This window comes from Nostoc sp. 106C, from assembly GCF_002154725.1.
GTDB lineage: Bacteria > Cyanobacteriota > Cyanobacteriia > Cyanobacteriales > Nostocaceae > Aulosira.
On the sequence record NZ_MTAW01000065.1, the window covers coordinates 1 to 26,195 of the forward strand.

Annotated in this window: 27 protein-coding genes and 2 pseudogenes; 20 read left to right on the forward strand and 9 right to left on the reverse strand. The window is 41.1% G+C overall.

The features are described from left to right. The first annotated feature begins 262 nt into the window (after positions 1 to 262). A complete protein-coding gene (locus BV375_RS06160; protein WP_086758381.1) occupies positions 263 to 826 on the forward strand; it encodes a Uma2 family endonuclease in 564 nt (187 codons plus the stop codon). A 78-nt stretch (positions 827 to 904) separates the two neighbouring features. Continuing rightward, the gene (locus BV375_RS06165) at positions 905 to 1,699 is read left to right on the forward strand and encodes a Tab2/Atab2 family RNA-binding protein (RefSeq protein WP_086758383.1); all 795 of its coding nucleotides are present in this window, start codon (positions 905 to 907) and stop codon (positions 1,697 to 1,699) included. 28 nt (positions 1,700 to 1,727) lie between these two features. On the opposite strand, the gene BV375_RS06170 is transcribed toward BV375_RS06165, so the two are convergent. Together BV375_RS06170 and BV375_RS06175 are read right to left on the reverse strand one after the other, a co-directional pair. Then, positions 1,728 to 3,284 carry an NAD(P)H-hydrate dehydratase gene (locus tag BV375_RS06170; protein WP_086758385.1) on the reverse strand — a complete coding sequence of 519 codons (1,557 nt, stop codon included), beginning with the start codon at positions 3,282 to 3,284 and terminating at the stop codon, positions 1,728 to 1,730. A gap of 536 nt (positions 3,285 to 3,820) precedes the next feature. Then, positions 3,821 to 4,636, reverse strand: a complete 816-nt coding sequence (locus BV375_RS06175) for a hypothetical protein (RefSeq protein WP_086758387.1) — start codon at positions 4,634 to 4,636, stop codon at positions 3,821 to 3,823. 364 nt (positions 4,637 to 5,000) lie between these two features. Here BV375_RS06175 and mnmA point away from each other — a divergent pair, with 364 nt between their 5' ends. Further along, a complete protein-coding gene (gene mnmA, locus BV375_RS06180; protein WP_086758389.1) occupies positions 5,001 to 6,056 on the forward strand; it encodes a tRNA 2-thiouridine(34) synthase MnmA in 1,056 nt (351 codons plus the stop codon). Positions 6,057 to 6,111: 55 nt separating this feature from the next. Here mnmA and BV375_RS06185 read toward each other — a convergent pair whose 3' ends face one another. From BV375_RS06185 to BV375_RS38045, 3 genes are all read right to left on the reverse strand, one after another. Then, positions 6,112 to 6,381, reverse strand: coding sequence for a hypothetical protein (locus tag BV375_RS06185; protein ID WP_086758391.1), 270 nt, complete (start codon positions 6,379 to 6,381; stop codon positions 6,112 to 6,114). A gap of 80 nt (positions 6,382 to 6,461) precedes the next feature. Then, positions 6,462 to 6,926 carry a hypothetical protein gene (locus BV375_RS06190; RefSeq protein ID WP_086758393.1) on the reverse strand — a complete coding sequence of 155 codons (465 nt, stop codon included), beginning with the start codon at positions 6,924 to 6,926 and terminating at the stop codon, positions 6,462 to 6,464. A gap of 1 nt (position 6,927) precedes the next feature. After that, a complete protein-coding gene (locus tag BV375_RS38045) occupies positions 6,928 to 7,182 on the reverse strand; it encodes a hypothetical protein (RefSeq protein WP_086758395.1) in 255 nt (84 codons plus the stop codon). Between the two features lie 93 nt (positions 7,183 to 7,275). On the opposite strand from BV375_RS38045, the gene sat reads away from it, so the two are divergent. The 3 genes from sat to BV375_RS06210 all read left to right on the forward strand — a co-directional run bounded on the left by sat (position 7,276) and on the right by BV375_RS06210 (position 11,868). Continuing rightward, on the forward strand, positions 7,276 to 8,454 hold the full coding sequence (sat, locus tag BV375_RS06200) for a sulfate adenylyltransferase (RefSeq protein WP_086758397.1): 1,179 nt from the start codon (positions 7,276 to 7,278) through the stop codon (positions 8,452 to 8,454). A gap of 101 nt (positions 8,455 to 8,555) precedes the next feature. Next, complete coding sequence (locus BV375_RS06205; RefSeq protein ID WP_086758399.1) at positions 8,556 to 10,688, forward strand: caspase family protein; 2,133 nt, start codon at positions 8,556 to 8,558, stop codon at positions 10,686 to 10,688. Between the two features lie 67 nt (positions 10,689 to 10,755). Beyond that, a complete protein-coding gene (locus tag BV375_RS06210) occupies positions 10,756 to 11,868 on the forward strand; it encodes a tetratricopeptide repeat protein (protein WP_086758401.1) in 1,113 nt (370 codons plus the stop codon). Positions 11,869 to 12,272: 404 nt separating this feature from the next. On the opposite strand, the gene BV375_RS06215 is transcribed toward BV375_RS06210, so the two are convergent. After that, on the reverse strand, positions 12,273 to 13,145 hold the full coding sequence (locus BV375_RS06215; protein WP_086758403.1) for an S-methyl-5'-thioadenosine phosphorylase: 873 nt from the start codon (positions 13,143 to 13,145) through the stop codon (positions 12,273 to 12,275). 177 nt (positions 13,146 to 13,322) lie between these two features. On the opposite strand from BV375_RS06215, the pseudogene BV375_RS06220 reads away from it, so the two are divergent. From BV375_RS06220 to BV375_RS06240, 8 genes and pseudogenes are all read left to right on the forward strand, one after another. Further along, a pseudogene (locus tag BV375_RS06220) lies at positions 13,323 to 13,723 on the forward strand (response regulator transcription factor). A gap of 196 nt (positions 13,724 to 13,919) precedes the next feature. Next, positions 13,920 to 14,960 (forward strand): BMP family protein, encoded by a 1,041-nt coding sequence (locus BV375_RS06225; RefSeq protein ID WP_086758405.1) that lies wholly within the window; start codon positions 13,920 to 13,922, stop codon positions 14,958 to 14,960. Positions 14,961 to 14,969: 9 nt separating this feature from the next. Further along, positions 14,970 to 17,753 carry a cache domain-containing protein gene (locus tag BV375_RS06230; protein ID WP_086758407.1) on the forward strand — a complete coding sequence of 928 codons (2,784 nt, stop codon included), beginning with the start codon at positions 14,970 to 14,972 and terminating at the stop codon, positions 17,751 to 17,753. A gap of 32 nt (positions 17,754 to 17,785) precedes the next feature. Beyond that, on the forward strand, positions 17,786 to 18,001 hold the full coding sequence (locus BV375_RS35800) for a hypothetical protein (protein ID WP_143842012.1): 216 nt from the start codon (positions 17,786 to 17,788) through the stop codon (positions 17,999 to 18,001). 17 nt (positions 18,002 to 18,018) lie between these two features. Continuing rightward, positions 18,019 to 18,168 carry a hypothetical protein gene (locus BV375_RS36630; protein WP_166507391.1) on the forward strand — a complete coding sequence of 50 codons (150 nt, stop codon included), beginning with the start codon at positions 18,019 to 18,021 and terminating at the stop codon, positions 18,166 to 18,168. Positions 18,169 to 18,213: 45 nt separating this feature from the next. After that, positions 18,214 to 18,360, forward strand: coding sequence for a hypothetical protein (locus tag BV375_RS36635; protein WP_166507392.1), 147 nt, complete (start codon positions 18,214 to 18,216; stop codon positions 18,358 to 18,360). Between the two features lie 144 nt (positions 18,361 to 18,504). Then, a complete protein-coding gene (locus BV375_RS06235; protein WP_086758410.1) occupies positions 18,505 to 18,984 on the forward strand; it encodes a hypothetical protein in 480 nt (159 codons plus the stop codon). 174 nt (positions 18,985 to 19,158) lie between these two features. Further along, entirely contained in the window at positions 19,159 to 19,362 is a 204-nt protein-coding gene (locus tag BV375_RS06240) for a hypothetical protein (protein ID WP_086758412.1), read from the forward strand. Positions 19,363 to 19,466: 104 nt separating this feature from the next. Here the strand turns inward: BV375_RS06240 and BV375_RS06245 are convergent, their stop codons facing one another. Beyond that, positions 19,467 to 20,624 carry a cysteine desulfurase family protein gene (locus tag BV375_RS06245; RefSeq protein WP_208099065.1) on the reverse strand — a complete coding sequence of 386 codons (1,158 nt, stop codon included), beginning with the start codon at positions 20,622 to 20,624 and terminating at the stop codon, positions 19,467 to 19,469. Positions 20,625 to 20,753: 129 nt separating this feature from the next. Then, a complete protein-coding gene (locus BV375_RS06250; protein ID WP_208099066.1) occupies positions 20,754 to 21,050 on the reverse strand; it encodes a hypothetical protein in 297 nt (98 codons plus the stop codon). A 274-nt stretch (positions 21,051 to 21,324) separates the two neighbouring features. Here BV375_RS06250 and BV375_RS38050 point away from each other — a divergent pair, with 274 nt between their 5' ends. Genes BV375_RS38050 through BV375_RS06265 form a run of 4 tightly spaced genes read left to right on the forward strand, consistent with a single transcriptional unit; the run spans position 21,325 to position 24,456 of the window. Further along, the gene (locus BV375_RS38050; RefSeq protein WP_243713859.1) at positions 21,325 to 22,083 is read left to right on the forward strand and encodes a helix-turn-helix domain-containing protein; all 759 of its coding nucleotides are present in this window, start codon (positions 21,325 to 21,327) and stop codon (positions 22,081 to 22,083) included. Between the two features lie 9 nt (positions 22,084 to 22,092). Beyond that, positions 22,093 to 23,061: a Mu transposase C-terminal domain-containing protein gene (locus tag BV375_RS38055; RefSeq protein ID WP_243713860.1), complete on the forward strand. Its 969-nt coding sequence runs from the start codon at positions 22,093 to 22,095 to the stop codon at positions 23,059 to 23,061. A gap of 55 nt (positions 23,062 to 23,116) precedes the next feature. Continuing rightward, positions 23,117 to 23,953, forward strand: coding sequence for a TniB family NTP-binding protein (locus tag BV375_RS06260; RefSeq protein WP_086758416.1), 837 nt, complete (start codon positions 23,117 to 23,119; stop codon positions 23,951 to 23,953). Then, positions 23,953 to 24,456 (forward strand): TniQ family protein, encoded by a 504-nt coding sequence (locus BV375_RS06265; protein ID WP_086758418.1) that lies wholly within the window; start codon positions 23,953 to 23,955, stop codon positions 24,454 to 24,456. The genes BV375_RS06260 and BV375_RS06265 overlap by 1 nt, the downstream gene beginning before the upstream one ends. Positions 24,457 to 24,559: 103 nt before the next feature. On the opposite strand, the gene BV375_RS06270 is transcribed toward BV375_RS06265, so the two are convergent. After that, positions 24,560 to 24,862, reverse strand: coding sequence for a hypothetical protein (locus BV375_RS06270; RefSeq protein WP_086758421.1), 303 nt, complete (start codon positions 24,860 to 24,862; stop codon positions 24,560 to 24,562). A 221-nt stretch (positions 24,863 to 25,083) separates the two neighbouring features. Here BV375_RS06270 and BV375_RS06275 point away from each other — a divergent pair, with 221 nt between their 5' ends. Further along, positions 25,084 to 25,344, forward strand: a complete 261-nt coding sequence (locus BV375_RS06275; RefSeq protein WP_086758425.1) for a helix-turn-helix transcriptional regulator — start codon at positions 25,084 to 25,086, stop codon at positions 25,342 to 25,344. A 205-nt stretch (positions 25,345 to 25,549) separates the two neighbouring features. Continuing rightward, positions 25,550 to 26,195, forward strand: a pseudogene (locus tag BV375_RS06280) (hypothetical protein); the annotation flags it as partial.

The window sequence follows — 26,195 nt, forward strand, 5'->3', positions numbered from 1 at the left end:
TTCTCCGTATTTATATATCTTAATATAGCTGACTTTTTTCGTGCCCACCTACTTAATTGTTGGTGAGCTTTGTTGTCAATGAATTTTCTTAACTGAACTGTATTGACTTATAGATAAAGATTAGGGTCGCAAAAAGTCCACAGTCAATGGTCAATGGATTATAGACTCTGAACTATTGACTGCCAAAAGCGAGAAATTTATAGCACTTGCGTAAAATAACAAATAGAAGCAGTGCGACTTACTCCTGTTCGGGAAAGGTTAAATGGTACAGATTCCTGCTAAACCCCTGACGCTAGACGAATTCCTGAAACTGCCAGAAACGGAACCTGCCAGCGAATATATTGATGGGCGGATCGTTCAAAAACCGATGCCACAAGGAGAACATAGCGTAATTCAAACTGAGTTAGCACCTGCCATCAACTTGGTTGTAAAATCCAAAAAGATTGCACGGGCTTTTTCAGAACTGCGCTGTACATTTGGTGGACGCTCAATTGTCCCTGATATTTCTGTATTTTTGTGGGATAGAATTCCACGTAAGGAAAATGGCGGAGTTGCTAATGTCTTCTCAATTGCTCCAGATTGGACAATTGAAATTTTATCTCCCGAACAAAGTCAAACTAAAGTTACCAAAAATATCTTGCATTGCCTCAAGCATGGTACTCAGATGGGATGGTTGATCGATCCACAAGAACAATCTGTGTTTGTTTATTTGCCAGATCGAGCAACCACCTTTTACGATGAACCAGGAACAAATTTGCCAGTGCCAGAATTTGCCAAAGATGTCCACCTGACTGTAGACGGCTTGTTTACTTGGTTGCTAGAATGATACGTTTCACTTTAAGGTTGATAGAAATAGGCAGCAGAGGTACAGAGGGGAAATTATTTCCATCTGTGGTTTTAATTCATGAAAATTTGGCAAGCTGATTTTTACCGGAGTCCACAACAAAATCCAACTGGACAAAATATTTGGGAGTTGTTGATTTGTGATGCAACTCGTAGCTTAGAGTATGTAGCTAGCTGTCCCCAGTCAGAGGCGAATTCCAGTTGGTTGACAGATCAAATTCAGCTAGCAGCTAGCGAACATCTGCCTGATGCGATTCAAGTATTTCGTCCGCAATCTTTAAGTTTAATTGAGGCGGCTGGACGCAATTTAGGTATTCGTGTCGAACCTACGCGCCGGACTTTGACATTGAAGCAGTGGTTACAAGAAAAACAATATCCCACAGCTATAGATAAACCACCTCCTACACCTTTGCCAGAAAACCTTTGGGGAGAACAATGGCGCTTTGCCACTCTGAGTGCTGGTGATGTGGAAACAGCATTTAGCGATCGCCCTATTCCGATTCTGCATCTGCCAGAATCTCTCAAACCTCTCAATCTCGGTTTGGCATCAACAGCGCCAATTCCTGGTGTAGTGATTTACGGAGGACGGCAATCAATGCGTTTATCACGGTGGTTGCATGAAGCCCGTCCCGTGGAGTTAAATTATATTGCTGGTGCACCAGATGGCTTGATCTTAGAAGCAGGTTTAGTGGATAGGTGGATTGTCGCCACCTTTGACGATGCAGAAGTTGCAGCGGCTGCTAAAGTTTATCAACAGCGCCAACAGCTAAGTCGAGGATTACACTTTTTGTTAGTACAGCCAGATGATTCGGGAATGACTTATAGTGGCTTTTGGTTGTTGCAGGCAGAAGAATAACCTAACTTGAAAAGCACTGAAGTGCTAACTACAACATAGTGAGAGATTTCATCAAATATTGTGTCAAAGTAAACGCATCGACACCTAATTCTGTACGCTCTTCGGCTGCTAAAATTCCGGCTTGAGAATGCCACCAAGAAGCCGTTGCTACCATATCTTCAATAGCAATTTGTTTCTTGACTGCTTGCGCCAATAATCCGCCAAGTAATCCAGTTAAGACATCGCCACTACCACCACGGGCTAATGCTGGGGTACTTTTGGGATTCAGCCAAACTGAACCTTGGTCGTTAGCAATCGCAGTTCTTGCCCCTTTCAACAAAACTATAGCTCCACTTTGCATTGCTGCTGATCGCACAGCTTTGACTCTATCTTGATTAGCATCGGGGATATCAGGAAATAACCGCTTAAATTCACCAGTATGGGGTGTAAGTACCGTTGGCGCTTGGCGTTTTTGTAAGGTGGGGATGGTTCTCATCTGGGCCAAGATATTTAAAGCATCAGCATCAAGAAGTAAAGGGCGTTCGCTGTTGAGTACCTCTTGGATAATCGGAGTGCTATCTGTGGTTAAACCAGGGCCGCAAGCGATCGCATCAAAGGAACTTAAATCGGTTTTTTCTGGTAATTCTAGTTTAGCGATGGCTCCTGTTTCAGTTTCTGGACACCCAATAACTAGTGCTTCTGGCAAATGCGACACCAAAATGGGTTTGAGATATTCTGGCACAGCAATTGAGAGCATCCCCACCCCACTAGCACGGGCACCCAAAGCAGTTAAAATTGCCCCACCAGCATAGCGATGGGAACCGCAAATCAACAGCAAATGTCCTTCTTTGTATTTGTGAGTGACTGGGGGACGGGGTAGAGGTAGATTTGAGATTGCTTTAGCGGTGGTAATGCGGGTAATTTTGGGTGCATCTTGGAGTACAGCTTGCACATCAGCTAAGGGGATATCAAAATCAATTAATTCAGATGTGCCGATATAATCTAAAGCTTGATCCTGTAAAAAAGCCAGCTTCCATAAACCCAAGCAAAATGTGTGAGTAGCGCGAATTGCCGTTCCCAACACTTCACCCGTATCAGTGTGCAAGCCTGAAGGTAAGTCAATACTAAAAATCGGCTGCTTCCATGTATTTAACTGATTAATTGCAGATGCGATCGCATCGGTAAGCTTCTTTTCTAAGCCAAAACCAAACAAGCCATCAACCAATACATCACAATCTGGCAACTGCGCAATTTCTTGATAATAGGCTATTCCCAGACTCTGGGCATATTGCAAATGCTGTGAAGTTAATTCCTTGAGTTTTGAAAAAGGATTATAAATCCAAACTTCATATCCCTGAAAATATAATTCACGGGCTACTACCAAAGCGTCACCGCCATTATGTCCCGGCCCGACTAAAACCCCAACACGAGATTTTTCTTGGGGAATCATTGCCTTCAGGCGACGAGCAATTAATCCCGCTACCTTTTCCATCAAAGCTACTACAGGCATTCCTGCGGCAAAGATCCGCCCTTCAATCTCCCGCATTTGCGCTGCGGTAACTATGATTTGGGAAATTTCTTCTTCCCTATGCTGAAAATTAGGCATGAGTTGTAAGTCCTGAGTGATGAATTGCAAAGTTTGAGGTGACTTCTCAATTCTGATTCATCATGCGGAAAATTTGATCTACTGTTTTAGCAATGAAACTGTTTGTTCATTCTAGTGGTAAACACAAATACCAAAAGCTGAACCTTGATTAAACTAACCACAGAGGCGCAGAGTACACTGAGAAAGATAATGGAGAGATTTCCCCAGATGTTTTAGAAGTAATATTCTTACTATATATAAGATAATTTATGACATTCTTCATAATATTGAATTTGTAAATATTAAAAATTTATCCTCTACTGAATATTATTTGAATTCCATAGTATCTGAATTGATAAACAAAGAAACATTATTTGATTAACATCAAAAAGACATTTAAGAAAAATATCAATATCTTTTAAATGAGAGTGAGGTTTATTTGCAAACCAGAGAGGTACTGCTTACTCAGAATTTTTAATTATAAGTTTAAATTTAGAAATATTGAGCAAAACTGGAGCGTTTTTAGAGCTTGTTTTGCTCAACAATCAGCACTTTTTTTACTTGCCGTAGTAAACTCTGGCGTTAGCATATCCCGATTTTCGCAGATAGTCATTCCATCGCTCAGCATCTGAACGCTGAGCAAAAGGTCCTACAGCTACATGGGGCCCTAGTGGTTGTTGCCTTTCAACTACAATGTCATAGCGTCCAGAATTTTGGCGAATGCGACTGGCAATAGCAGATAAATCTTGTGACCTAGCAGGAATGGTTACATAATAATAACTAGATCTTTGCGGTCTAGAATTTCTGCTAGGACTATAGCTTACTTGTTGCCCGCTAGAGGCTCTGACAATTCGGGCCCCATAGATCCCACTTAACTCAAGTTCTCGAACTCGTTGTTGGGCGTTAGCTTGTCTGCTAAAGGCTCCTGACTGGATGACAGAACCACCATTGTAATGTCGGATATAAGCACTACGTTCTAACTGGCGTACACGTTGCAACTGCTGGTAATTATTACCATCAACATACACTATGTAGCGCTCAGCACTCCAGCTATAGGAATTAGCTTGTACTGTTTGGTAAGCTCGAAAGTTTTGATGATTATATTGATTAACCCTTACTCTTGGGGGAGACTGAAAATTTTGATTATATGATTTCCAAACTGCTGGTTGTGTCTGTTGCCTTGATGAAGGAATGGTTTGAAGACTTGGGGGGGGTGGTAAACTATTAACCACCGTTCGTTCCGCCAACAAAAAACCACTCTTGGTAACTTGTGCTTGTGCTGGAGTAGCGTCAGGGAGCAACGCCAAGCACCCTCCCAGGAAAAAGGGCACTATCGGAAAGGCGATCAGTTGATCTGGTATTGGTCTGGACATAGTAGTAACAGGAGTTCTCGACAATTTCCTTCTTGGAACTAATAGAGCTGTCTGTTGTAGCACCTATATAAGTGTTAACTTAGAATGAGTCCATCGGGCTGAGTGGCATTGCATAGGTCTTGCTAAAATCTTATATCTTGCTACTGACAGTTTAGATATTGATGTGATTTCATCACAGAAAGCAGTGGAGATAGTCATCACTGCCTATATATACTGAAGTGCTTATCTAGCAAGGGTTTGAAGGGATATATGCTAAAATTGAAACCATCAGGCTGCATGGCATGAATTTTAATACCTCAAAACCTGCGTTTGATTTTTAGCATTAGCTTCAGGAGAAGCCTCTAGCCTAGCATTATTTAAGGATATGAAAAAAGTCGTCGTTGGTCTTTCCGGTGGCGTTGACAGTTCCACCGCCGCTGCCATACTGCACAATCAGGGCTATGAAGTTGTTGGTTTGACTCTTTGGCTGATGAAAGGCAAAGGTCAGTGTTGCTCTGAAGGAATGATCGACGCGGCTAACATCTGCGAACAACTGGGTATTCCCCATCAAGTTGTTGATATTCGTGATGTCTTTCAGACAAATATTGTTGATTACCTAGTTGCTGGTTATAGTGCTGGGATCACACCTCTGCCTTGCTCTCAGTGCAATAAAACTGTGAAATTTGGGCCAATGGTGCAGTATGCCCGCGAACAACTAGGATGCGATCGCATCGCTACGGGTCATTATGCCAAAATTCGCTATGACGAAGCTACTGGCCGCTATCAATTGTTAAGGGCTGTTGACCGGAACAAAGACCAGTCTTATTTCCTTTATGACTTGTCGCAAGATTTACTAGCGGCTACCGTATTTCCGCTAGGTGAACTCCAAAAAGCCGATACCCGCCGCATCGCTGCTGAATATGGACTGGCAACCGCCGATAAGCCAGAAAGCCAAGACCTGTGCTTAGTAGAAAGCAACGGTTCCATGCGGGCATTTCTCGATCGGTATCTCGCCCCGAAAAAAGGCGATATTGTCGATACATCTGGTAAAGTTATCGGACAGCATGATGGTGTCCATCACTACACGATTGGGCAGCGTAAAGGCTTGGGGATCGCTGCACCAGAACCTTTGTATGTGATTGAATTAGATGCGGTAAACAATACAGTGATAGTAGGCGATCGCACTAAGGCAACTCAACCAGAATGCACTATTAATCGCGTAAATTGGGTTTCCATCGCTGAACCATCTACCCCAATTCATGCAGAAGTGCAAATTCGCTATCGTTCCTATCCCACACCAGTAACAGTAATTCCTCTGGAAAACTCCCGCGTGCGCTTGGTGTTTGATGAACCCCAATTCAGCATCACCCCTGGACAAGCTGCGGTGTGGTACGAAGGGGATAAAGTCTTAGGTGGCGGAATTATTGAACAATTTAGTTAGCGAACATTAGATACCCGGCTTTTTTGACAAGTCGGGTATCTTGTTGTTCTGATAGCTAAGTAGAGGAATCATCTTCAGGGTTGCGATTTTGTAAAATATCGAGAATGCGGTTATTTTCTGTTTGCAATCCCCGAATCTCTGATTGCATTTGCAACATATCTGTACGGATGTCTCTGATTTCCGTGAAGATCCTCTCAAATCTATGGTTAGTTGTTTCAAAATTACGCTGATGCTGCGTCACTGTTTCCAACAGGGCGCTGACTGCTAGCCGCATATCGATAAGTTGGTCTTCCATGCGATTGATGCGATTTTGATCTTCAGTCATAAATTTTGATTTCTTACCCCAGAATAGCGATGATTTTATTGTAGGTAAAATTAACTCTTGCTTAGACACAAACCAGAGTGTTAAGCATGAGTTCCTATACTTCTAGATGGCTGATAGTTCGGGTATTTTTCCTCAAACTCGACTTCAAGCGATCGCACTTCATTTTGAAGTTCTTCCGATTGATTGTTATAAAACATAGGTAGCCAATAAAGTGCTTTATGTACGCCCAATGGCGCAATATCAATATGTGCCTTAATAATGTTTAGTACGCGGCGATGACCTAAACCATGTATAACTGCTTCAATCCACCATCTAATTGAACTTGCATCGCTGTAAATAAGCCCTTTTTCGAGAATCACTTCTAAAAAAATTGGCTTAAGTTGCGATCGCTTTGCTAATCTGCATCCTTTCCACGCATTTGCGTTTAACACTCGCCAAACAAAGGTAAATTTATGCACGTCATCAAGTTGATGAATCCACTTCAGTAACTCATTATCCTGTTTTGAATCTGTAGGTTCTTGAGCATACTTTACAGGGTCAAACATATCAAAAATAAGTTGAGTTAATCTCGTTCTCAAACTCTTCTAACGCTTGCACGCTTCCTACTTGCCAAGCTTGTTCTATAGTAACGGGAATCATCTGGGACTCAAATTCTTCCCAACTCACATCCTGAATAGTCACTACACTACCAGGCGCTAGCCGCATCAAGCTAATACGTTTAACCACAGGGGATACAGCAGTCATAATTCCTCGGCTGTAAGGTGCATTAGCTTCAGCGTAACTTAATTCTTTATGCACCATTATTCAAACTCTTTTTCTCTCAGTACCAGCATTTTGATAAGTTAGTTAGTACATAGTTTGAAACAATTACCTTAACTCGAAGAGGGGATTACGTTGAGTCACCATCCAGATGCAATTGCGCCGCACGGTGGACAGTTGGTTAATCGCATCGCTACGCCAGAACAAAGAGAAGAGTTTCTCTCAAAGGCTGAGTTTTTGCCACGAGTGCAACTTGACGAAAGAGCCGTGTCTGATTTAGAGATGATTGCGATCGGCGGTTTTAGTCCACTCACAGGTTTTATGAACCAGGAAGACTACGATCGCGTGGTTACAGAAATGCGCCTAGCTAACGGTCTTGTGTGGTCAATTCCGATTACACTCTCGGTAGCCGAAGAAGTAGCTTCCCCCCTCAAAGAAGGCGGCTTGATCCGTCTAGATAACCCCAGAGGCGAGTATATTGGGGTTTTACAGCTAACGCAAAAGTATCGCTACGATAAAACCCGCGAAGCAATTAATGTCTATCGCACTGATGATGCTAAACATCCTGGGGTACAAGTACTGTATAACCAGGAACCAGTTCATCTCGCAGGTGATATCTGGCTATTGCAACGCGATCCCCATCCCTATTTTCCCGCTTACCAAATCGATCCTGCCGCATCTCGGCAAATGTTCAGAACTAAAGGCTGGAAAACTATCGTTGGTTTTCAAACTCGCAACCCTATCCACCGCGCCCATGAATATATTCAAAAGTGCGCTTTAGAAACAGTAGATGGTCTATTTTTGCACCCATTAGTTGGGGCAACCAAAGAAGATGACATCGCCGCTGATGTACGGATGCGCTGCTATGAGATTTTGCTGGAACACTACTATCCTTTAGACAGAGTGATTTTGGCAATTAATCCAGCGGCAATGCGTTATGCTGGTCCACGGGAGGCAATTTTCCATGCTTTAGTCCGCAAAAACTACGGTTGTACTCACTTTATCGTTGGGCGAGATCATGCAGGTGTAGGTGACTATTACGGCACTTACGATGCTCAATATATCTTTGATGAGTTTAAGCCAAATGAGTTGGGCATTGTGCCGATGAAGTTTGAACACGCTTTTTACTGCACGCGCACCAAACAAATGGCTACAACTAAAACTAGTCCTAGTAAGCCAGAAGAACGCATTCACCTGTCGGGAACTAAAGTTCGGGAAATGCTGCGCCGGGGTGAACTACCTCCACCAGAATTTTCTCGTCCTGAGGTAGCGGCGGAGTTGACAAGGGCAATGCAAGTGCAAGTCTCTGCTTAGAAAGATCGTCTTTAGGCGAATTGTACCAACTTTAACTTTACACTACAGGCTTCAGCCCTTTAAGCTGTTATGCTGATGGGCTGAGGGCTGATAGCGAATTTATGAAGCGTCGGACTTTTTTACAACGAATTGGCTCAATACTTGCAGTTTTAGGTGTAACTGAGGCTGAGTGGTTGACCTTGGGAAGTCGCTATTACCAAGCTTTAGCGCAATCCAATCCGCGTAAATTGGCATTATTGATAGGTATCAATCAATACTCACAAAACCCAAGCCTCAGCGGTTGTTTGACTGATGTAGAACTGCAAAAAGAACTGTTGATGCATCGCTTTGGCTTCCCTGCCTCTAATATCCTCACTTTAACGGAGGAACAAGCTAGCCGAGAATTCATCGAAGCCGCTTTTTTAGAACATCTCGGTAAGCAAGCTAGACCTGGTGATGTTGTGGTTTTTCACTTTAGTGGTTACGGTACTCGGATTAAATTAGGAACCGACACAGTACAAAATGCTCTAGTACCAGCAGATTTACAAAACAATCAAAATGTCAATTATTTATTAGAAGAAACTCTACTGTTATTGTTGCGATCGCTCCCTACAGATCTTGTCACCGCAGTATTAGATACTAGTTACTATGCTCCGACAATTCAGCCACCAGGATTGCGAATTCGCGCCCGTCCAGAATTAGTAGATACAGAGTTAGCATCAGCAGAACTAGAATTTCTCAAACAACTCAAAACGCAAAATTCATCTAGTAAGGGAGAAGTTATCCCACCCCTACTATTGACAGCAACGGTAGATCCGAAGCAATCATCTAGGGAAGTTTTACTGTCAGGTTTTAGTGCTGGGTTATTTACCTACGCTTTAACTCAGTATTTATGGGAAGCCACTCCCGCAAAGACAATTCAAGTTAGTCTTTCTCAAGTGGAAAGTTCTATGCGTAAGCTGGGTAGCAAGCAGCAGCCAGCTTTGTTGAATAGCAAGAAAAATTCATTACTAGCCGATAATTTTGTTTTTGATAGTACGATTGGGGCCGAAGGTGCGATCGCAGCTATAGAAGAAGATGGCAAAACAGTTAGTTTGTGGTTAGCAGGGCTACCACCACAAGTCTTGGAATACTATGGCGTTAACTCCCGACTCAGCTTAGTTACCGGAGAACAGCTAATATTGCGATCGCGTACTGGGTTAACTGCAAAAGCACAACTCTCCAGCCTTGATAGTACTACTCCTTTACAGGTCGGGCAACTCGTCCAAGAAGCAGTGCGAGTGTTACCCCGTAACATTAATTTAATAGTTGCCCTCGATACGGCATTGGAAAGAATTGAACGGGTAGACGCTACCAGTGCTTTTGCGACAGTCCCCCATGTTTCAACTGTAGTTGCGGGAGAACAACCAGCTGACTATCTGTTTAATAAACTGTTGCAAACTCCGACTCGCTACGGTCTATTTTCTGCTGGCGGCGAGCCAATTCTCAACAGTGCTGGGGAAGTAGGGGAAGCAGTAAAAGTTGCAGTACAAAGGTTAGCACCGAAATTACCCACTTTGTTAGCAGCGAAGTTATGGCGTCTTACCGAAAATCAAGGTTCTTCGCGCTTGGCAATCAAGGCAACTCTAGAGATTATTAACAGCATATCGCCTCGCGTTGTCATGCAACGAGAAACCATGCGGACTGTGAGTTCAGAAACTTCAACTAATAAGTCACTCAGGATTCAAAACTCAGCACTCAGCACTGCGATTGTACCGATTGGCAGTCGTATGCAGTACCGATTGCAAAACATGTGCAATCGCCCGATATATTTTATCTTAGTGGGATTAAAGAATAGTAGGAGTGCGATCGCATTTTATCCTTGGCAAACTCCCTCAGAACCCGACAGTGCCCAAACCACACCCTTGGTTAAACAATTGGTGATTGCTCCAGGTGAAACATTCACCTTACCACAAAGCGCTGCCGCCTCTGAATGGGTGATTGCAGGGCCAGCTTATGAATGCGAACACCAACTGATTTTCAGCACCACACCTTTCACCGAAACCCTCACTACCTTAGAAACTGCTAAGAACAGCACAACAGATCAGCAACCTATTGGCCCAGTATTAAACCCCTTAGAAGTAGCTCAAGCCATACTCCAGGATTTACATAACGCTAGTCCAGTCAAAGCAGAGATTAACGGTACAGCTGCTGACTCTTATGTGTTGGATGTGAATAATTGGGCAACTCTCAGCTTTAATTTTCAAGTAGCTTAAACAAGGAATCCAGTATCTTCGTTGTATAGATTACTATAGATTCTGAGTTTACACTTAGCAGAGTTGCATGAATCTCAAGAATCAAATTGCGTTAGCATTTTTACTAGTTCTTCTAACTGCCAATATTGCCATAGCTGCACCCCAAGCAAGTACAACACCTGTAGTATATCAGCCAGCAACATCCATTCCCACATTGTCAGATAGAGAAAAATTAGAAATAGACAATCAGGTGCAAGAGGAAGTTGACCGTGCTTTTAATCACACTACAGCCTTACTCAATATTTTGTTAGTCGTACTGACTATGTTGCCCATCTTGGCGGCGGCTGGTGTTTGGTTATTGCGCCGGAGTGTAATTAGCGAGGTAGTAGCTGAAACTAAAAAACGCTTAGAAGAAGAGGTAGAAAAACAACTGGAAAAAGAAGTAGCCGCAGAATTAAAAAATCAGACAGCAGCTTTTAAGCAAGAGCTAGAAGTATTAAAATCAGACTTTTTAAGCCAATTATCTCAATTAAATAATTTATATTTAGATGCGCAAAGCCAAAAAGAGCAAATTTTGCAACAGCTATCTGGACTCACGCCTTCACCATCATTAACACAAGATTATGTTCATCCCGAAATCCAACAAAAAATTCAAGATTTGACTACCCAGTTAGAAATTCTAAAGTCTGAAAACCCACGCTTATTTTTTACTGCTAATGATTATCTTAAACAAGGAGATGCCTTATTTTTTGAAAGTCGATATGAAGATGCCTTAGCCTGCTATGAAAAAGTAACTAAAAGAGAACCTGATTCTTATATAGCTTGGGTAAATCAAGGCTGGGCGCTAAGAAAATTGGGGCGTTATTCAGAAGCATTATTATCCTATGAAAAAGCAATTAGTATCCAATCCGATCACTATATAGCTTGGTTCGGTTGCGGTAATTGCTTAAGAAACTTACAAAGGTATGTTGATGCAATTACCAGTTATGAGCAAGCTGTAAAGCTTCAGCCTGACTTTCACTGGGCTTGGTTTCACAAAGCTCGTTGTTATACATTACAAGGAGACAGTGAGTTGGCAATTGAAAATCTCACCCAGGCAATTAAATTAAGAGGAGAGCAACATCGAAAATTGGCAAAAACTAATTCAGATTTTGATGCGATTCGAGCAGATGAGCGTTTTCAGAAATTAATTGAAGGCTAAATTTCCATAGCCTTCAATCCTTCTTATCCTCTACGTTCTTGGCGTCTGTGCGGTTCGGATATTCCACCAAGTAGCCCTGCGTAAATAGTTATCAATCATAGATTGACTGGCTCTTGAAAACCATGATACAGAAGGCTTTGTTGTGCGTGTACCGTCAGACTTTAGCTAATGTAGTCACTCATTCACTAGTTATAAGTCAATACGGTTCAGTTAAGGTGATCAGAGTTCTCATCTGTCGGACAAAAACCAAGATTCGGGGGTCTCCCCCAAACCCCCGATTGGGGGACGGTTGCGTCCCCCAAGCCCCCTCCAAAATAATTATTCGGTTTTTTGTTTAGTAATTATTTGTGAGCTTTGTTGTCAATGAATTTTCTTAACTGAACTGTATTGAGTTATAAGTAAGTCTACAAATATTTCTGCAATAACAACCCCAACTTTTCCTTTGTCGCTGTCGGTGCTTTATCCAACTGAGTCAAAATTGCATATTTCAAAGCCGAATGTGCATCACTTGGAGGCGGATTTTCACTCAAGCGGCGTACAGTTTCTTGAATTACTTTTTGTGCATTAACTGAGTTTCGCTGCAAATTACCAATCACCATTTCCACTGTGACACTATCGTGATCTGGATGCCAACAATCGTAATCTGTTACCAATGCTAAAGTTGCATAGGCAATTTCTGCTTCCCTGGCTAACTTCGCCTCTGGTAAATTTGTCATCCCAATCACTGTTGCATCCCAACTGCGGTAAAGATTTGATTCCGCTTTGGTGGAAAATGCTGGCCCTTCCATGCACACATATGTGCCACCACGATGCAGAGTTACTTCTGGTAAATTTAAAGATGCGATCGCATCTGCTACAACATTCGCCAAATTGTGGCAAACTGGATCGCCAAAAGCAATATGAGCAACAATTCCTTCTCCAAAAAACGTTGAAATCCGATTTTTTGTTCTGTCAATAAATTGATCTGGCACCACCATATCAAGTGGTTTGGCTTCTGCCTTGAGCGAACCAACCGCACTAGCCGAAATTAAATATTCTACACCCAATTGCTTCATTGCATAGATATTGGCACGAAACGGCAACTCTGAAGGTAATAGCGTGTGATTGCGTCCATGACGCGCCAAAAAAGCTACTCTTGTCCCATCTAATGTACCCAGAATCAAAGCATCTGAAGGTGAACCGAACGGCGTTTTTACTTGCACTTCTTCTATATCTTTGAGTGCATCCATCTTGTATAAACCGCTGCCACCAATAATCCCAATTCTAGCCTCTGCCATGATTTCTCACCTGTTCGTTGCAAAGCTGCCAAGTTATTTTACCGAAATGTTTCTATTGTTCAGTAAATAATCCTCACATCCGTTCTCAAGTTAATCAATTAATTGCATTAGAAAGTCGTGGCACGATCGCTAATAGGATCAACGAAACTTTCTAGGAGTGAGGAACTCAAACGACTAATGCTGCAAATATTGATTGTCGAAGATGATCCCATGATGCGGATTGGACTGAAACATACACTCTCTGCTTATCCTGAGTTGGAAATTGTGGATATAGCAGAGAATGGATATATGGGTGTAGAATCTGCGATCGCTCTTCAACCAGATGTAGTGGTGATAGATGTCGGAATGCCACTACAACTAAATCAACCCAATATATTCTGGCAGGAACCTTGTCAGAGCGAGAGCTAGAGGTGCTGCGGCTGATTGTTGAAGGCTATAGTAATCCTGAAATTGCTAAAACGCTATATCTCAGCGAACATACGCTGAAAACTTATGTGCGAGGAATTATGAATAAGCTACTAGTGAACGATCGCGTGCAAGCAGCTGTCGCTGCATTGCGATCGGGCTTGGTGGGATAATTATTGGATAATTATCAGTGTTAGATTCGGCTGAATTATAAAAATCAATTGTATTTCAACTGTGTAGATGAGATTGTGAGCGATCGCGCTCAAAAAGGAGTGGCTGCTGAAAATAGCGCATTGCCCTGAGCAATGGCACTTGGTATGCTTTGAGCAGAGTCCCTGACTAGGCCGTTGCAGAATTCAATTAATAAATATGCGATCGCTGCCAGCAATATATGGATCTATCCGACTTCCACATATAATTTTTACGGGAGTATTTTTTGCCTTACTTCTCATCAGTTGCTCTCACCTAAATAGCCATACTAAACCTGAATCTAATAATGCAGTAGGCGCTTTTAAAGTAGCCATGATTTTACCTGGGCCAATTAACGATCAAAGTTGGAATCAATCAGGTTATGAAGGACTGAAGTTAATTAGAAAACAGCTTGGTGCTAAGATAGCTTATACTCCTAACGTCACTGCAAATAATGCAGAAAAAATTCTCCGTCAATATGCTCAGCAAGACTTTGATTTTATTATCATTCATGGCGGTCAATATTTAAATTCATCTGCAATTGTAGCTAAAGAGTTTCCTCGGGTAAAATTTGCCGTTGTTACCAGTTATGGTGGTAATAACAAAAATTTTGGAGCTTTGGCATTTCGCAGTAATGAAGTTGGTTATTTAGCTGGAGTAATTGCAGCCTTAAAAACTAAAACTAACAAAATTGCTTTTATTGGCGGTGAACCACAATTAATTACTCAAGAAGAAGCAATCTTATTAAAACGCGCTGTCCAGAAAACTAAAACTAATATAAATGTTTCAATTAATTGGGTGAATAGTTGGCGAGATGCCGATAAAGCTAAAAGCATAGCCGAAGCACAAATTGCCAACGGAGCAGATATTTTAGTTACAGATGCAGATTTAGGAAATTTAGGAGTTTTGCAAGCGATATTTGGTAATAAATCAGTATCTGCTATTACCTGGATGTATACTATTGACGGCGTTCAGGAAAAGTATCAAATAGCCGCTAATAATATAGTTACTCGTGTCGTTCAACAAGTACCACAGTTATTGTTAGAAGGAGCAACTTTAGCACAGCAAGGGCGCTGGGAAGGTAAGCAGTATAAATTTGGACTCTTAGAAGGAGTTCAAGATTTAACGCCATTTAACGGTTCGTTAACTCCTCAACAAGCAGAAATTGTCAAATCTATTAAACAAGATATTCTCACTGGCAAAATTGATATTTTTCCTTAAGGAGTTGTGATGAAAAAACAGCAGCGCAATTATGCGTCACATCCAGCAGGATATGGATTTTTTTCCATCACCAACCAATTGCGGTATGGTTTAGTCCTGCTAGTATTCATTGCAATGCTGCTGGTATCCGGTACATTAACTTATCTCAGCTTTCAAGCACAAATGCAACAGTTAGAAGTTGCACAGCAGGAAATTTCTCAAGCGGCGGCGGCGAAAATTAATGCTTATTTAGATGACTTACAGCGCAAACTCAGTTACCTAGCTAGAGTACAAGGTTTAACTGATCTATCACCGGAAATTCAGCAAAAATTGCTTGCAGCTTTAACTCGTCATCATAGCGCTTATGAAACAGTTGCTATTTTGAATAGTCAAGGGAAAGTGATTTCTGCTGTTTCTCCTTATGGACAATTCAAAGTTGATACCATAACGCAAACTCCTTGGATTTTATACGCGCTCAAACAAAAGGAAGATTTTGTTAGTCCAGTAGAAATCGATCGTGTTACCAATTTGCCAATTGTTACTTTAGCAGTGCCAATTCGTGATATAGAAGATGAAGTTAATGGTGTATTAATAGCGCGAATCAATCTTAAGTTTCTCCGATTCTTTCTCTATCAAACGAATGTAGGTAACACTGGTTATACCTATGTAATTGATAACCGGAATTTGCTGGTTGCAGCCAAAGAAGAATCCCTAGAGTATCTGAGGCTGCGAGATTTATCTGACCAGCCGTTTATCGGACAATTTAAGCGCTTAAATACAGATAAATCTCTAGCTAAATATCGCGGTTTAAAAGGTGTAGAAGTAATAGGCGCTGTAGCACCTATTCCTAGCCTGCGATGGCAAGTTGTAGTAGAACTTCCCGTTGCAGAAGCTTATGCTCCCATTCGCCAAATGCTTTTATTTATGGGTGCATCTATCTCAATCGCAACAGTGGTGACTGTAGGAATAGGAGTCTGTTTTCAAAGGCAAATTGTTTTTCCTTTACAGCGATTAACAACAGCAGCAGCGCGAATTAGTACAGGTAATTTGGATACTCAAATTAAAGTTGCACAGCGTAACGAAATGGGAGTTTTAGCTGCAACTTTTAACCAAATGACTTTGCAATTACGCGAGCTAATTCAGGATTTAAGCCAAGAACGCAATTTTGTTTCCGCAGTTCTCGATACAGTTGGTGCTTTAGTCATAGTAGTTGATTGCCAAGGGCGAATTATCCGCTTTAATCGGGCTTGTGAGAAAATTACTAAATATTCATTTGCAGAAGTAGAAGATAAATTATTTTGGGAGCTATTCTTAGTTTCCGAAGAAATAGAATTAGTTAAATCTGACTTTAAGAACTTACACAACGAGCAAACTCCCAAAATATCCGAACGATATTTGTTAACCAAGGATGGAAAACAGCGATTAATTGCTTGGTCAACTACTACTCTGCTAGATAATGCTGGGCAAATAAGTTATGTAATCGGTACTGGTCTAGACATTACAGAAAGCAGACAAGCGGAAATCCAATTACGTGCAGGTGCAGAACGAGAGAGATTGATTGCAGAAATTGCCTTGCGAATTCTGCGGAGTCTGAATTTAGACGAAATTATTAGTACTACAGTTACAGAAGTTCGTCAATTTCTCGAAGCTGATAGAGTATTTATTAGTAACTTTAATGATGATCTGCACGGTAGAATTTTTGCTGAATCTGCATCCTTAGGTTGGGAATCAATTTCAGATTTGTTTGTCACAGACAATGATTATATCCAAGAAATTAAAATTATATTTTCTCAAGGAGATTTACAACAAATTGACGACATCAGCCAAGCCCAAATTTCACCCAGGCGTGCTTACTACTTCGCTAAATATCAGGTAAAAGCTTGTTTAGCTGTACCCATTATAGTAGGTGATGAGTTTTTTGGTACGTTAGTTGCGCATCAGTGTTCGAGAGTACGTCATTGGGAGCAAGTGGAAATTGAATTCTTACAACAGTTAGCAACACAAGTAGCAATTGCTATTCAACAAGCAAAGCTCTTTCAACAAATTCAAGCACTTAATGTTAATTTGGAACGCAAAGTAGAGGCGAGAACTGCTCAATTACAGCAGAGAATGATAGAACTACAAGATTTGTATAAACGCCAAGATGAATTTTTACACGCTGTTTCCCATGATTTGCGTACCCCAATTACAGGTACTCTTATGTTGTTGAAGCACTGGCAAGAATCACCTGTGGGAAATATCTCTTTACCTCGTAATATTTTAGAGCGGATGATTGAGAGTGGTGAACGTCAACTACATCTAATTAACTCGTTATTAGAAACTCATGTTAGCGAAATCAGAGGAATTACATTAAATTATGAACCTGTAAAAATTAGTGAGTTAGTGACTTTTATTGCTGAAGATTTAGAATCACTATTAGTAAAAAATAAAGCAAGCATTAATAATTTAATATTATCTGATTTGCCTCTTGTCAATACAGATACCTTGCAATTAAGGCGGGTATTTGAAAACTTAATCAGTAATGCCCTAAATCACAATCCTCCAGGGTTAGAAATCACCTTCCAAGCAAGTGTAGAAGGAGAAATGATCCGTTGCTTAGTAGAAGATAATGGTGTGGGTATGAGCGAAGAACAGTGTGCGCAAATATTTGAACGCTATTCTAGAGGCGATCGCGCTCGTTCTACTGGTATTGGTTTAGGATTGTACCTCTGTCGCCAAATTATTACTGCACATGGCGGACAAATTGGAGTAAAGAGTAGTCCTGGTGCAGGTGCAAGTTTCTGGTTTACCTTACCACGTAGTGACAAGAACTAGGGACTGGAAGCGAGAAAAGCAAGGGAGCAGAGGTGACAAGTCTCGTGCGAGGCTTCCTCCGTAGACGCGCACTCCTTCAAAGAAGCAAGCTACGCGGAGCTTTGCCGCAGGTATCAGAACTTCGGTGGGACAAGGGGAAAAATAACTGTGCAGGGAATGTGTGGTGGCTTTACGATCCTAAAAGCGGTCACACAGCTTGTCTAGCTTCCGAAGAAGAAGTACGGATGTGGATTGAGGAGTCTTTTTAAGCTAATAATCATTAAAATTGCATCTTTGCGTCTCCGTTTCTCCGCGTCGCCGCGTCTTTCTGAGGCTAAGGATTCTGCAACTTAAAGGCGGGTTAGCTTACCACCGAAATATTCACAGCGATCGCTTTGGGAATGGTTTGGACTGGCATCAACAGGGACGATTTTGATCAATCAATCCCAATTCCCCGCAATAATTTAAAAGGTGTGTATTTATGAACCACATTCAACCACCATCTATTCAATTCACTTGTGGACTGTTGAGTAAGGCTTTGACTATAATCGCGATCGCCACTTCTGTGATAGCCAGTTCCATCCCGATGGCTCAAGCCAACTCTTGTCGAACAGTTGCTAAGGATTGAGACGGCTCTGTTGAAGGTAAAGCTTTTAGATTTTACTCAACGAGAAAAATCACAATTTTTCACAGCGCATAATTCTGGTTGCGATCGCCTCAGATGCTTGGATGACCTAATTAAGTTAATCTATTTAGAACTTGGATCAAACAGATGAAAGTATTGTCTTGGGATACAAGATGGGAAATGAAGACACCTTCCCTCAGACCCTTAGCTGTAACCATCATCGTCATAGTCAACTCAGTTGCTACCGTTATTACCCTTGGTTTCTGGTTTTTGGTACAGCAGCGACTCTTTGGTAGCGAGAACCTAGGCATAGCTTTGGATAAAACTTCTGTTGCTTCGACGCTGGGATTCATGGTTGCAGACATTCTTTGGGCAGTACCTATGTTAATTATCAGCGTCCCCGGTCTTTGGCGTTTATGCGCTTGGGGTTGGACTGCTGCACAGATGGCGAACATCCTATGGTTTTATAGTCTGACATCAGCGTGGACTCGCGATCTGTACGTGGGTAGTATCAGTTCAGGAAATCTACTATTCCTTCTCTTTGCAGTCTTGAGCGTGTGGGCTACGATTTACCTGTGGATGCAGCGTCATCTTTTTCGGGAACACGGCCAGATAAGTGCAAAATAGAGTGCTTTGAGAATCCGTACAAGGTACTTTTCTACGCAGAACTTTCTCACCATGTAAACTTCCGAATTTACAGAACAGCAGGGATTCCGTATAGCTACCAATGTCAAGCTTTGTCAAAAATTGTTATTTTAACAAAAGTTATTTATATTAATCGACAAAATTTTATTAAAGAATATGCTAACTACTGCCACATCAAGCCCAATGCAGTTAGAAACAGTCTTAGAGCATATATTTGCTATTCGTAGAATTACGCGCCAAGATCAGCAGCTTTTGATGTCAGCACTGCTATCTAAAGAAGATTTAAACGAACAAGAAAGGTTGCAAATCAGCCGAGTTTTTGATGCTTTGCAAAGAGGATTGATTAAAGTAGTAGATTAGACCTCTTGTGTGAATTTTAAAAAACCTCACGGGATATCGATTGTCAAATCACAAGAGAATTTAAGACATGGAAAACAACGGATGATAATTCATTTTTTTATCTCTTAGAGAAGTTGATGAATTTCATTTACTGCACTGATTATTAGAGAAGATGCCTTTTCAATCTCTTCTTGGGTTATAAATTTGCCAATACCAATTCTTAACGCTCCCTCAATTATTTTCTCCGAAAGATTCATAGCTTGTAAAACGTGAGATGGTGCAACAACGCCTGATGAACAAGCAGCACCTGTAGAAATAGCTAACTGGTGGCGAACTCTAGCAATCATGGCACTATTAGGAATGTCAGGCATAGAAATATGTAAATTACCTGATAAGCGGTTGTTTAAGTCTCCATTAACCACTAAGCCAGGAATTGTAGATTTAAGCAGGTTTTGCAGTGTATCTCGCAAAATTGCGATCGCCTTTTCATCTGCTGACATCTCCAATTGTCTTAATTTGCAAGCTTCCCCCAAGCCAACAATTCCGGGGACATTGAGTGTACCGGATCTGAGTCCCTGTTGATGTCCACCGCTATAAATCATCGGTTGCAGAGAATAACCGTTTCTCACGACTAATGCACCAACGCCTTTGGGTGCATAAAGTTTATGTCCAGAAATAGCCAGATAGGTGATACCCCAGTCTTGAAAGTTGAGGGGAATTTTCCCGGCCGCTTGGGAAGCATCACATAAAAAAGGGATATTGTAAAAGGATGCGATCGCGCCAATTTTTTCAACTGGGTAAATTGTTCCTACTTCATTGTTAGCCGCCATCACACAGAGTAAGGTAGCACCATCAGCGCAGACTTTTTCTAGATGTTCTAAATCAATCTGCGCTTGTTGATTGACTTTTAACCAAATAATTTCCGCCAGTCTTTTTGTAGCTAATGCTTTACAGGTATCTAAAATCGCTTTATGTTCAACTGGGGAAATAATGATTTTTGCAGGGCTATTTTGTTGAGCAATATGTCCTTGAATTGCTAAATTAATGCTTTCTGTTGCACCAGATGTAAAGATAATTTCCTTTGGAGAAGCATTGATTAATTCTGCTATTTGTTGACGGGCTTGTTTAACTGCTTTTGCTGCTTCGTCTCCATACCCATGATCTACACTATTAGCGTTACCAAAAGTGGTAGTCATATAGTACATGACTTTTTCCGCTACTCTAGGGTCAACGGGAGTAGTTGAATGGTAATCGAGGTAGATTATGTTCTTTGGTTTAGTCATCGGCTGAGAAACTCTTGACATTAACCCAGCATAATCTCTAGTGCGTCGTGCGTTAAAGCAACGCACCTTACTGCTGAAAACTGTGAAGAAACTGAACAATGAATCGATATAGCTGGAGGGTATTTTATCTTATTCTTGACGTGGATCTGATTGCGGGGGATGCCAACCCGCTTCTACCCAAAAACGACGAGCCACTTGAATTGAAGGCTCATCTCGACGCTCATCATTGAAGTCAAATTTCTCGCTAGTAGCTCTCCCTGTAGAAGTTGTCCCTAAAATCTTTATACCGTTTTTTGTCCAGATAAAATGGTCAGACCATTTTTGCTGACGGGGATGAAATAAAGGGACTTGTTCTTGGGTTTTGGGATCAGTAGCCGTTGTAAAGTTATAGTGACGCTCATTACAGCGATGACAAGCTAAAGCCAAATTATCCTTTTCCAGAAGAAGAGCGCTTAATAAAAAATTAAATGTCGTTTTTTGGAACAAAGTAGTATTATATTTATTGAGCAATAATACACAAATACTAATTATGTCATGCTCCTACTAAACCCTGATTCTCTATAGTTGCAAGGACAGTACTTGGAGACAAGTTTTTTCGGAGGAGCTATGTGCTAGCTAAGTATCGCATCTCAATACCGAAGTTAAGGGTGTGAGAAGCAGCTTTAGGTATTTACAAAATTTCAAGCAATGGAGTTGTCTTATGGGTGAAACGCTAAACTCCGATGACGGTAATACATCTTTAGCTTTTGATAGTTCGGATGAGCTTGACGAAATTTTGGAGGATGAGGACGCAGAACCAACGAACACAATTATTACTCAACTCTCGGATGAAGCCAAGCTGAGGATGGAGGTATTACAGAGTTTAATTGAGCCATGCGATCGCAAAACCTATGGAATCAAACTTAAGCAAGCAGCAGAAAAGCTTGGTAAGACGGTTCGGACGGTGCAGCGACTTGTTAAAAAGTATCAAGAACAAGGTTTATCGGCTATTACCGAACCAGAACGTTCTGATAAAGGTAATTACCGTATTGATGAGGAATGGCAAGATTTTATTGTCAAAACCTATAAGGAAGGCAATAAAAGCGGTAGAAAAATGAATCCCGCTCAAGTTGCGATTCGAGTTCAAGTGAGAGCGGATGAATTGGGTTTGGAAAGATACCCCAGTCACATGACGGTTTACCGGGTTCTCAATCCCATTATTGAGCGCAAAGAGCAGAAACAGAAAGTTAGAAATATTGGTTGGCTTGGTTCACGGGTATCGCATCAAACCCGTGATGGACAAACTTTGGAGCCAAGATACAGCAACCATACTTGGCAGTGCGACCATACAGAATTGGATGTGATGCTGGTTGACCAGTATGGCAAAACTTTAGCACGTCCTTGGTTAACAAAAATTACGGATAGCTATTCGCGCTGCATTATGGGTATGCATTTAGGTTTTGATGCACCAAGTTCTTGAGTTGTAGCTTTGGCTACGCGTCATACTGTGTTACCAAAAAAGTATCCTTCGGAATATAAACTTCATTGTGAGTGGGGAACCTTTGGTATTCCAGAAAATTTATTTACTGATGGTGGAAAGGATTTTGATTCGGGGCATTTAAAACAAATTGGATTTCAACTGGGGTTTGAATGCCATTTCCGCGATCGCCCCAGCGAAGGTGGCATTGAAGAACGGAGTTTCGGTACTATCAACACAGATTTTTTATCTGGGTTATATGGCTATTTGGGTTCTAATATTCAGCAACGTCCAGAAAATGCCGAAGAAGAAGCTTGTATTACACTGCGGGAATTGCATCTACTAATTGTTCGCTATATCGTTGATAACTACAATCAGCGACTTGATGCTCGTAGCGGACAAACGCGGTTTCAACGCTGGGAAGCTGGTTTACCTGCACTACCAAGTTTAATTGGCGAGCGGGAATTAGATATTTGTTTGATGAAAAAGACACGTCGTAGTATTTACAAAGGTGGGTATGTGAGTTTTGAAAACATTACCTACCGGGGGGAATACTTAGCAGCTTATGCGGGTGAGAGTGTAATACTGCGATTTGATCCTAGAAACATATCAACTGTTTTTGTATATCGTCAAGATTCGGGTAAAGAAGTGTTTTTGTCTCAAGCACATGCGATTGACTTAGAAACTGACCAGATTTCCTTGGAGGAAGCGAAAGCAGCAAGTCGAAAACTTCGTGATGCTGGTAAGAAGATCAGTAATAAATCTATTTTGGCAGAAGTGCGGGATAGAGACACTTTTATCAAGCAGAAAAAAAAGAGCCAAAAAGAACGTAAAAAAGAAGAACAAGCTCAAGTTCATTCGGTATACAAGCCTCCTCAAATTCACGAACCAGTTGAACAAACACAAGAAAAACCTCAGCTACAAAAACGGCGATCTAGAGTATATGACTACGAACAACTTCGTCGAGATTATGACGATTAGTTTGATAAAAATCGGTCGAAGTTAAGCCAATAAAATATTTGAGCCATCACAGATTATGACAGACGAACCTTTGCGTAGATGGGTGCAGAATTTATGGGGAGATGATCCAATACCAAAAGAATTGATGCCGCAAATTGAAAGGTTAATTACTCCCAGCGTTGTAGAGCTTGACCATATTCAAAAAATTCATGATTGGTTGGATAGTTTGCGTCTTTCCAAACAATGCGGTCGAATTGTTGCGCCACCACGAGCAGGGAAATCAGTTACTTGTGATGTTTATAAACTTTTGAATAAGCCGCAAAAAAGAACAGGTAAGCGGGATATTGTACCTGTTTTGTATATGCAAGTTCCGGGAGATTGTTCAGCCGGGGAACTACTAACATTAATTTTGGAAAGTTTGAAATATGATGCTACTTCAGGAAAATTGACTGATTTGCGACGACGAGTACTGCGGCTCATTAAAGAATCAAAAGTCGAAATGTTGATTATTGATGAAGCAAATTTTTTGAAATTAAATACTTTTAGTGAAATAGCCCGGATTTACGATTTATTGAAAATTGCAATTGTGCTTGTGGGAACTGATGGTCTCGATAATCTCATCAAGAAGGAGCCTTATATTCATGACCGTTTCATCGAATGTTATCGTTTGCAATTAGTGTCTGAGAAAAAATTTGCTGAGTTATTACAAATTTGGGAAGATGAAGTTTTGTGTTTACCCGTACCATCAAATTTAACTAGAAAAGAAACTTTAATGCCGTTGTACCAAAAAACAGCTGGCAAGATTGGTTTGGTAGATAGGGTTTTAAGACGAACAGCAATTTTATCTTTGAGAAAAGGGTTAAGCAATATCGATAAAGCGACTTTAGATGAGGTTTTGGAGTGGTTTGAGTGATGGAAAATATAACGAAAGAGCCTAGATTTTTTGATATTGAACTACTCCAAGGTGAAAGCTTAAGCCATTTTTTAGGACGCTTTCGTCGGGAGAATTATTTAACTGCTACTCAACTTGGTAAATTGACGGGGTTAGGTGGTGTGATTGGTAGGTGGGAGAAGTATTATTTCAACCCGTTTCCGACACAGCAAGAGTTGGAAGCTTTGGCTGGTATAGTTGGTGTGGAAGTTGAGAAGCTTAGAGAGATTCTGCCACCAAAGGGTGTGACTATGAAACCCAGACCAATTAGGTTATGTGGTGCTTGCTATGCAGAAGTACCTTATCACCGTATGGAGTGGCAATTCAAAGACAAGATGAAATGCGATCGCCATAATTTGGGTTTGCTAACAAAATGTACTAACTGTCAGACTCCCTTTCCAATTCCCGCTAATTGGGTGCAAGGGGAATGTTCTCACTGTTTTTTGCCTTTTGCAACAATGGTGAAGCGTCAGAAGCGTTACTGACGTTACTAGACAGCTAAATTTTCTACCTAAAATAACTTTAAACAAGAAAGAGACGTGTTTTCATTCACGTCTCTAGGTGATGGAAAAAAATTTATGCCAGTGGTTACGCTACATCAGCCACCAGCAACCCGTTAACAGCAATGATAAATAGCTGTGCTAATTCAGGGGTGTCACAACAGGGTCTATCATCGCTATTACAGGGTTGTGCTACCCATTTGCCTTCAATGTTCTGATAAAAAGTTCCCAGCAGATGATAGCTGTTCCAGACTCGATACAGTTCTCCGAGTTCATCTGGTACTGAGTCGATTTCAATCTCTGGCACTATTGTTTCAGCCAGCTGGTCAATGTATTCCTCAAACTCGCATTGAGCCGAGGTTTGGTTATCAAACTCTTCTTGTACAATCATCTAAGTAACCTCATCGATGGGGTTTCACAAAAGGCGATCGCAGTCTCTTCCCGGAGGGCGATCGCCTTTGTTTTTGTCTATTCATTAATCTACGTCAGACGTAGATTTGCGTCAAGTGTAGATTTATAAAACTTAGAATGATATAAATCTACTTCTCAACTTAAATAATGACGAGTAGAGAAATCTACATCTAACAGCTACTAAACTGGGGATGTAGTAATATGCCTATGGATAAAGTGATTCGCTGGAAATTAAATGAAGTAATGGCGCGAAAGCGAGTGAGGAATAAGAATTTAGCTGAGGCGTTAGGAATAACTGAAAATTCAGTGTACAGGCTACGTAAGGTTGATGAAATGCCACGATTAACCCCAGAAAGGTTAAATGGCATTTGTAAGGCATTGGATTGTCAACCTGGGGAACTTTTGGAATATGTGCCCAATGATAACGATGGCAAGGAAAGTTCTATCGTTGAAGTAGTGTGATTTCACGATCTTGAGCATTGCAGAGCAATTGTATTGATTCGCCATTAAGGGATTATCTATCTTAAAAGCTTCAGCAGCTAGTTTCTTTGAATGTAAATGCAGGGTGATCGCTTTTGTTAATACTCATCACAAGTGATAAAATTCTGTACTTTTCTGGAATCTAGAATATCGGTATTGTATTAGTTTCATCGTATTTAAGTGTGATGTGTACGCCCTTCCCTTACCCATGAACGAAAAGCGTCAGCAAGCCCATATCAACCTTATTCAAAGCCTGTTGAATTGTCGTAGTAACGATGAAATCCGAGAGATTTTAGCAGCAAACCAAGGATTAGTAGATGTTGGCTTCTTACAGACGGTAGAAGCAGTAACAAAGATATTTTTGCAACAGGGAGATGAAAAAACAGCGAATTGGTTGCAAAGTTTGGCAATGCAACCAATGGAAGCGTTGAATCTAGATACTATAGTAGATTTGCAATCCCTAGGTGAGGAGGAGATAAAAGCATATTTTCAATTCTTGATGGAGGTATTACAAGCAACTGAAAACAGTATGGGTAATTGCCAGGTAGTTTACCCCTTACTAGCAAAAAATATAGGTAAACTTGACGGAGCGTTAGCAGAAATATTGCGCTGTTGGGGGACAAATATACTGAGGAAAGCCCAAGCAGATGAGGCAGAATACTTAGCAGCAGTTATTGTCGAATTTAGCAATATTATTAAGCAATTCCCCTGGGCTAACAAAGCCAGCAATATGGAAATTGCTATTACTGGTTATGAAGTCGTGCTAAAAGTTTGCACTAAGGAAGCTTTACCTATTGATTGGGCTGCAACGCAAAATAATCTCGCCAATGCCT

Coding starts and splice junctions, on each gene's coding strand:
- BV375_RS06165 (WP_086758383.1), top strand. CDS start 905: ATGAAAATTTGGCAAGCTGATTTTTACCGGAGTCCACAACAAAATCCA.
- BV375_RS06275 (WP_086758425.1), top strand. CDS start 25,084: ATGCCTATGGATAAAGTGATTCGCTGGAAATTAAATGAAGTAATGGCG.
- BV375_RS06240 (WP_086758412.1), top strand. CDS start 19,159: ATGCTAACTACTGCCACATCAAGCCCAATGCAGTTAGAAACAGTCTTA.
- BV375_RS06205 (WP_086758399.1), top strand. CDS start 8,556: ATGAAGCGTCGGACTTTTTTACAACGAATTGGCTCAATACTTGCAGTT.
- BV375_RS38045 (WP_086758395.1), bottom strand. CDS start 7,182: ATGGTGCATAAAGAATTAAGTTACGCTGAAGCTAATGCACCTTACAGC.
- BV375_RS06230 (WP_086758407.1), top strand. CDS start 14,970: ATGAAAAAACAGCAGCGCAATTATGCGTCACATCCAGCAGGATATGGA.
- BV375_RS06210 (WP_086758401.1), top strand. CDS start 10,756: ATGAATCTCAAGAATCAAATTGCGTTAGCATTTTTACTAGTTCTTCTA.
- BV375_RS06270 (WP_086758421.1), bottom strand. CDS start 24,862: ATGATTGTACAAGAAGAGTTTGATAACCAAACCTCGGCTCAATGCGAG.
- BV375_RS06260 (WP_086758416.1), top strand. CDS start 23,117: ATGACAGACGAACCTTTGCGTAGATGGGTGCAGAATTTATGGGGAGAT.
- BV375_RS06225 (WP_086758405.1), top strand. CDS start 13,920: ATGCGATCGCTGCCAGCAATATATGGATCTATCCGACTTCCACATATA.
- BV375_RS06170 (WP_086758385.1), bottom strand. CDS start 3,284: ATGCCTAATTTTCAGCATAGGGAAGAAGAAATTTCCCAAATCATAGTT.
- BV375_RS06160 (WP_086758381.1), top strand. CDS start 263: ATGGTACAGATTCCTGCTAAACCCCTGACGCTAGACGAATTCCTGAAA.
- BV375_RS06215 (WP_086758403.1), bottom strand. CDS start 13,145: ATGGCAGAGGCTAGAATTGGGATTATTGGTGGCAGCGGTTTATACAAG.
- BV375_RS38050 (WP_243713859.1), top strand. CDS start 21,325: ATGGGTGAAACGCTAAACTCCGATGACGGTAATACATCTTTAGCTTTT.
- BV375_RS06235 (WP_086758410.1), top strand. CDS start 18,505: ATGAAAGTATTGTCTTGGGATACAAGATGGGAAATGAAGACACCTTCC.
- BV375_RS06185 (WP_086758391.1), bottom strand. CDS start 6,381: ATGACTGAAGATCAAAATCGCATCAATCGCATGGAAGACCAACTTATC.
- BV375_RS06265 (WP_086758418.1), top strand. CDS start 23,953: ATGGAAAATATAACGAAAGAGCCTAGATTTTTTGATATTGAACTACTC.
- BV375_RS36635 (WP_166507392.1), top strand. CDS start 18,214: ATGAACCACATTCAACCACCATCTATTCAATTCACTTGTGGACTGTTG.
- BV375_RS06190 (WP_086758393.1), bottom strand. CDS start 6,926: ATGTTTGACCCTGTAAAGTATGCTCAAGAACCTACAGATTCAAAACAG.
- BV375_RS06175 (WP_086758387.1), bottom strand. CDS start 4,636: ATGTCCAGACCAATACCAGATCAACTGATCGCCTTTCCGATAGTGCCC.
- BV375_RS06245 (WP_208099065.1), bottom strand. CDS start 20,624: ATGACTAAACCAAAGAACATAATCTACCTCGATTACCATTCAACTACT.
- mnmA (WP_086758389.1), top strand. CDS start 5,001: ATGAAAAAAGTCGTCGTTGGTCTTTCCGGTGGCGTTGACAGTTCCACC.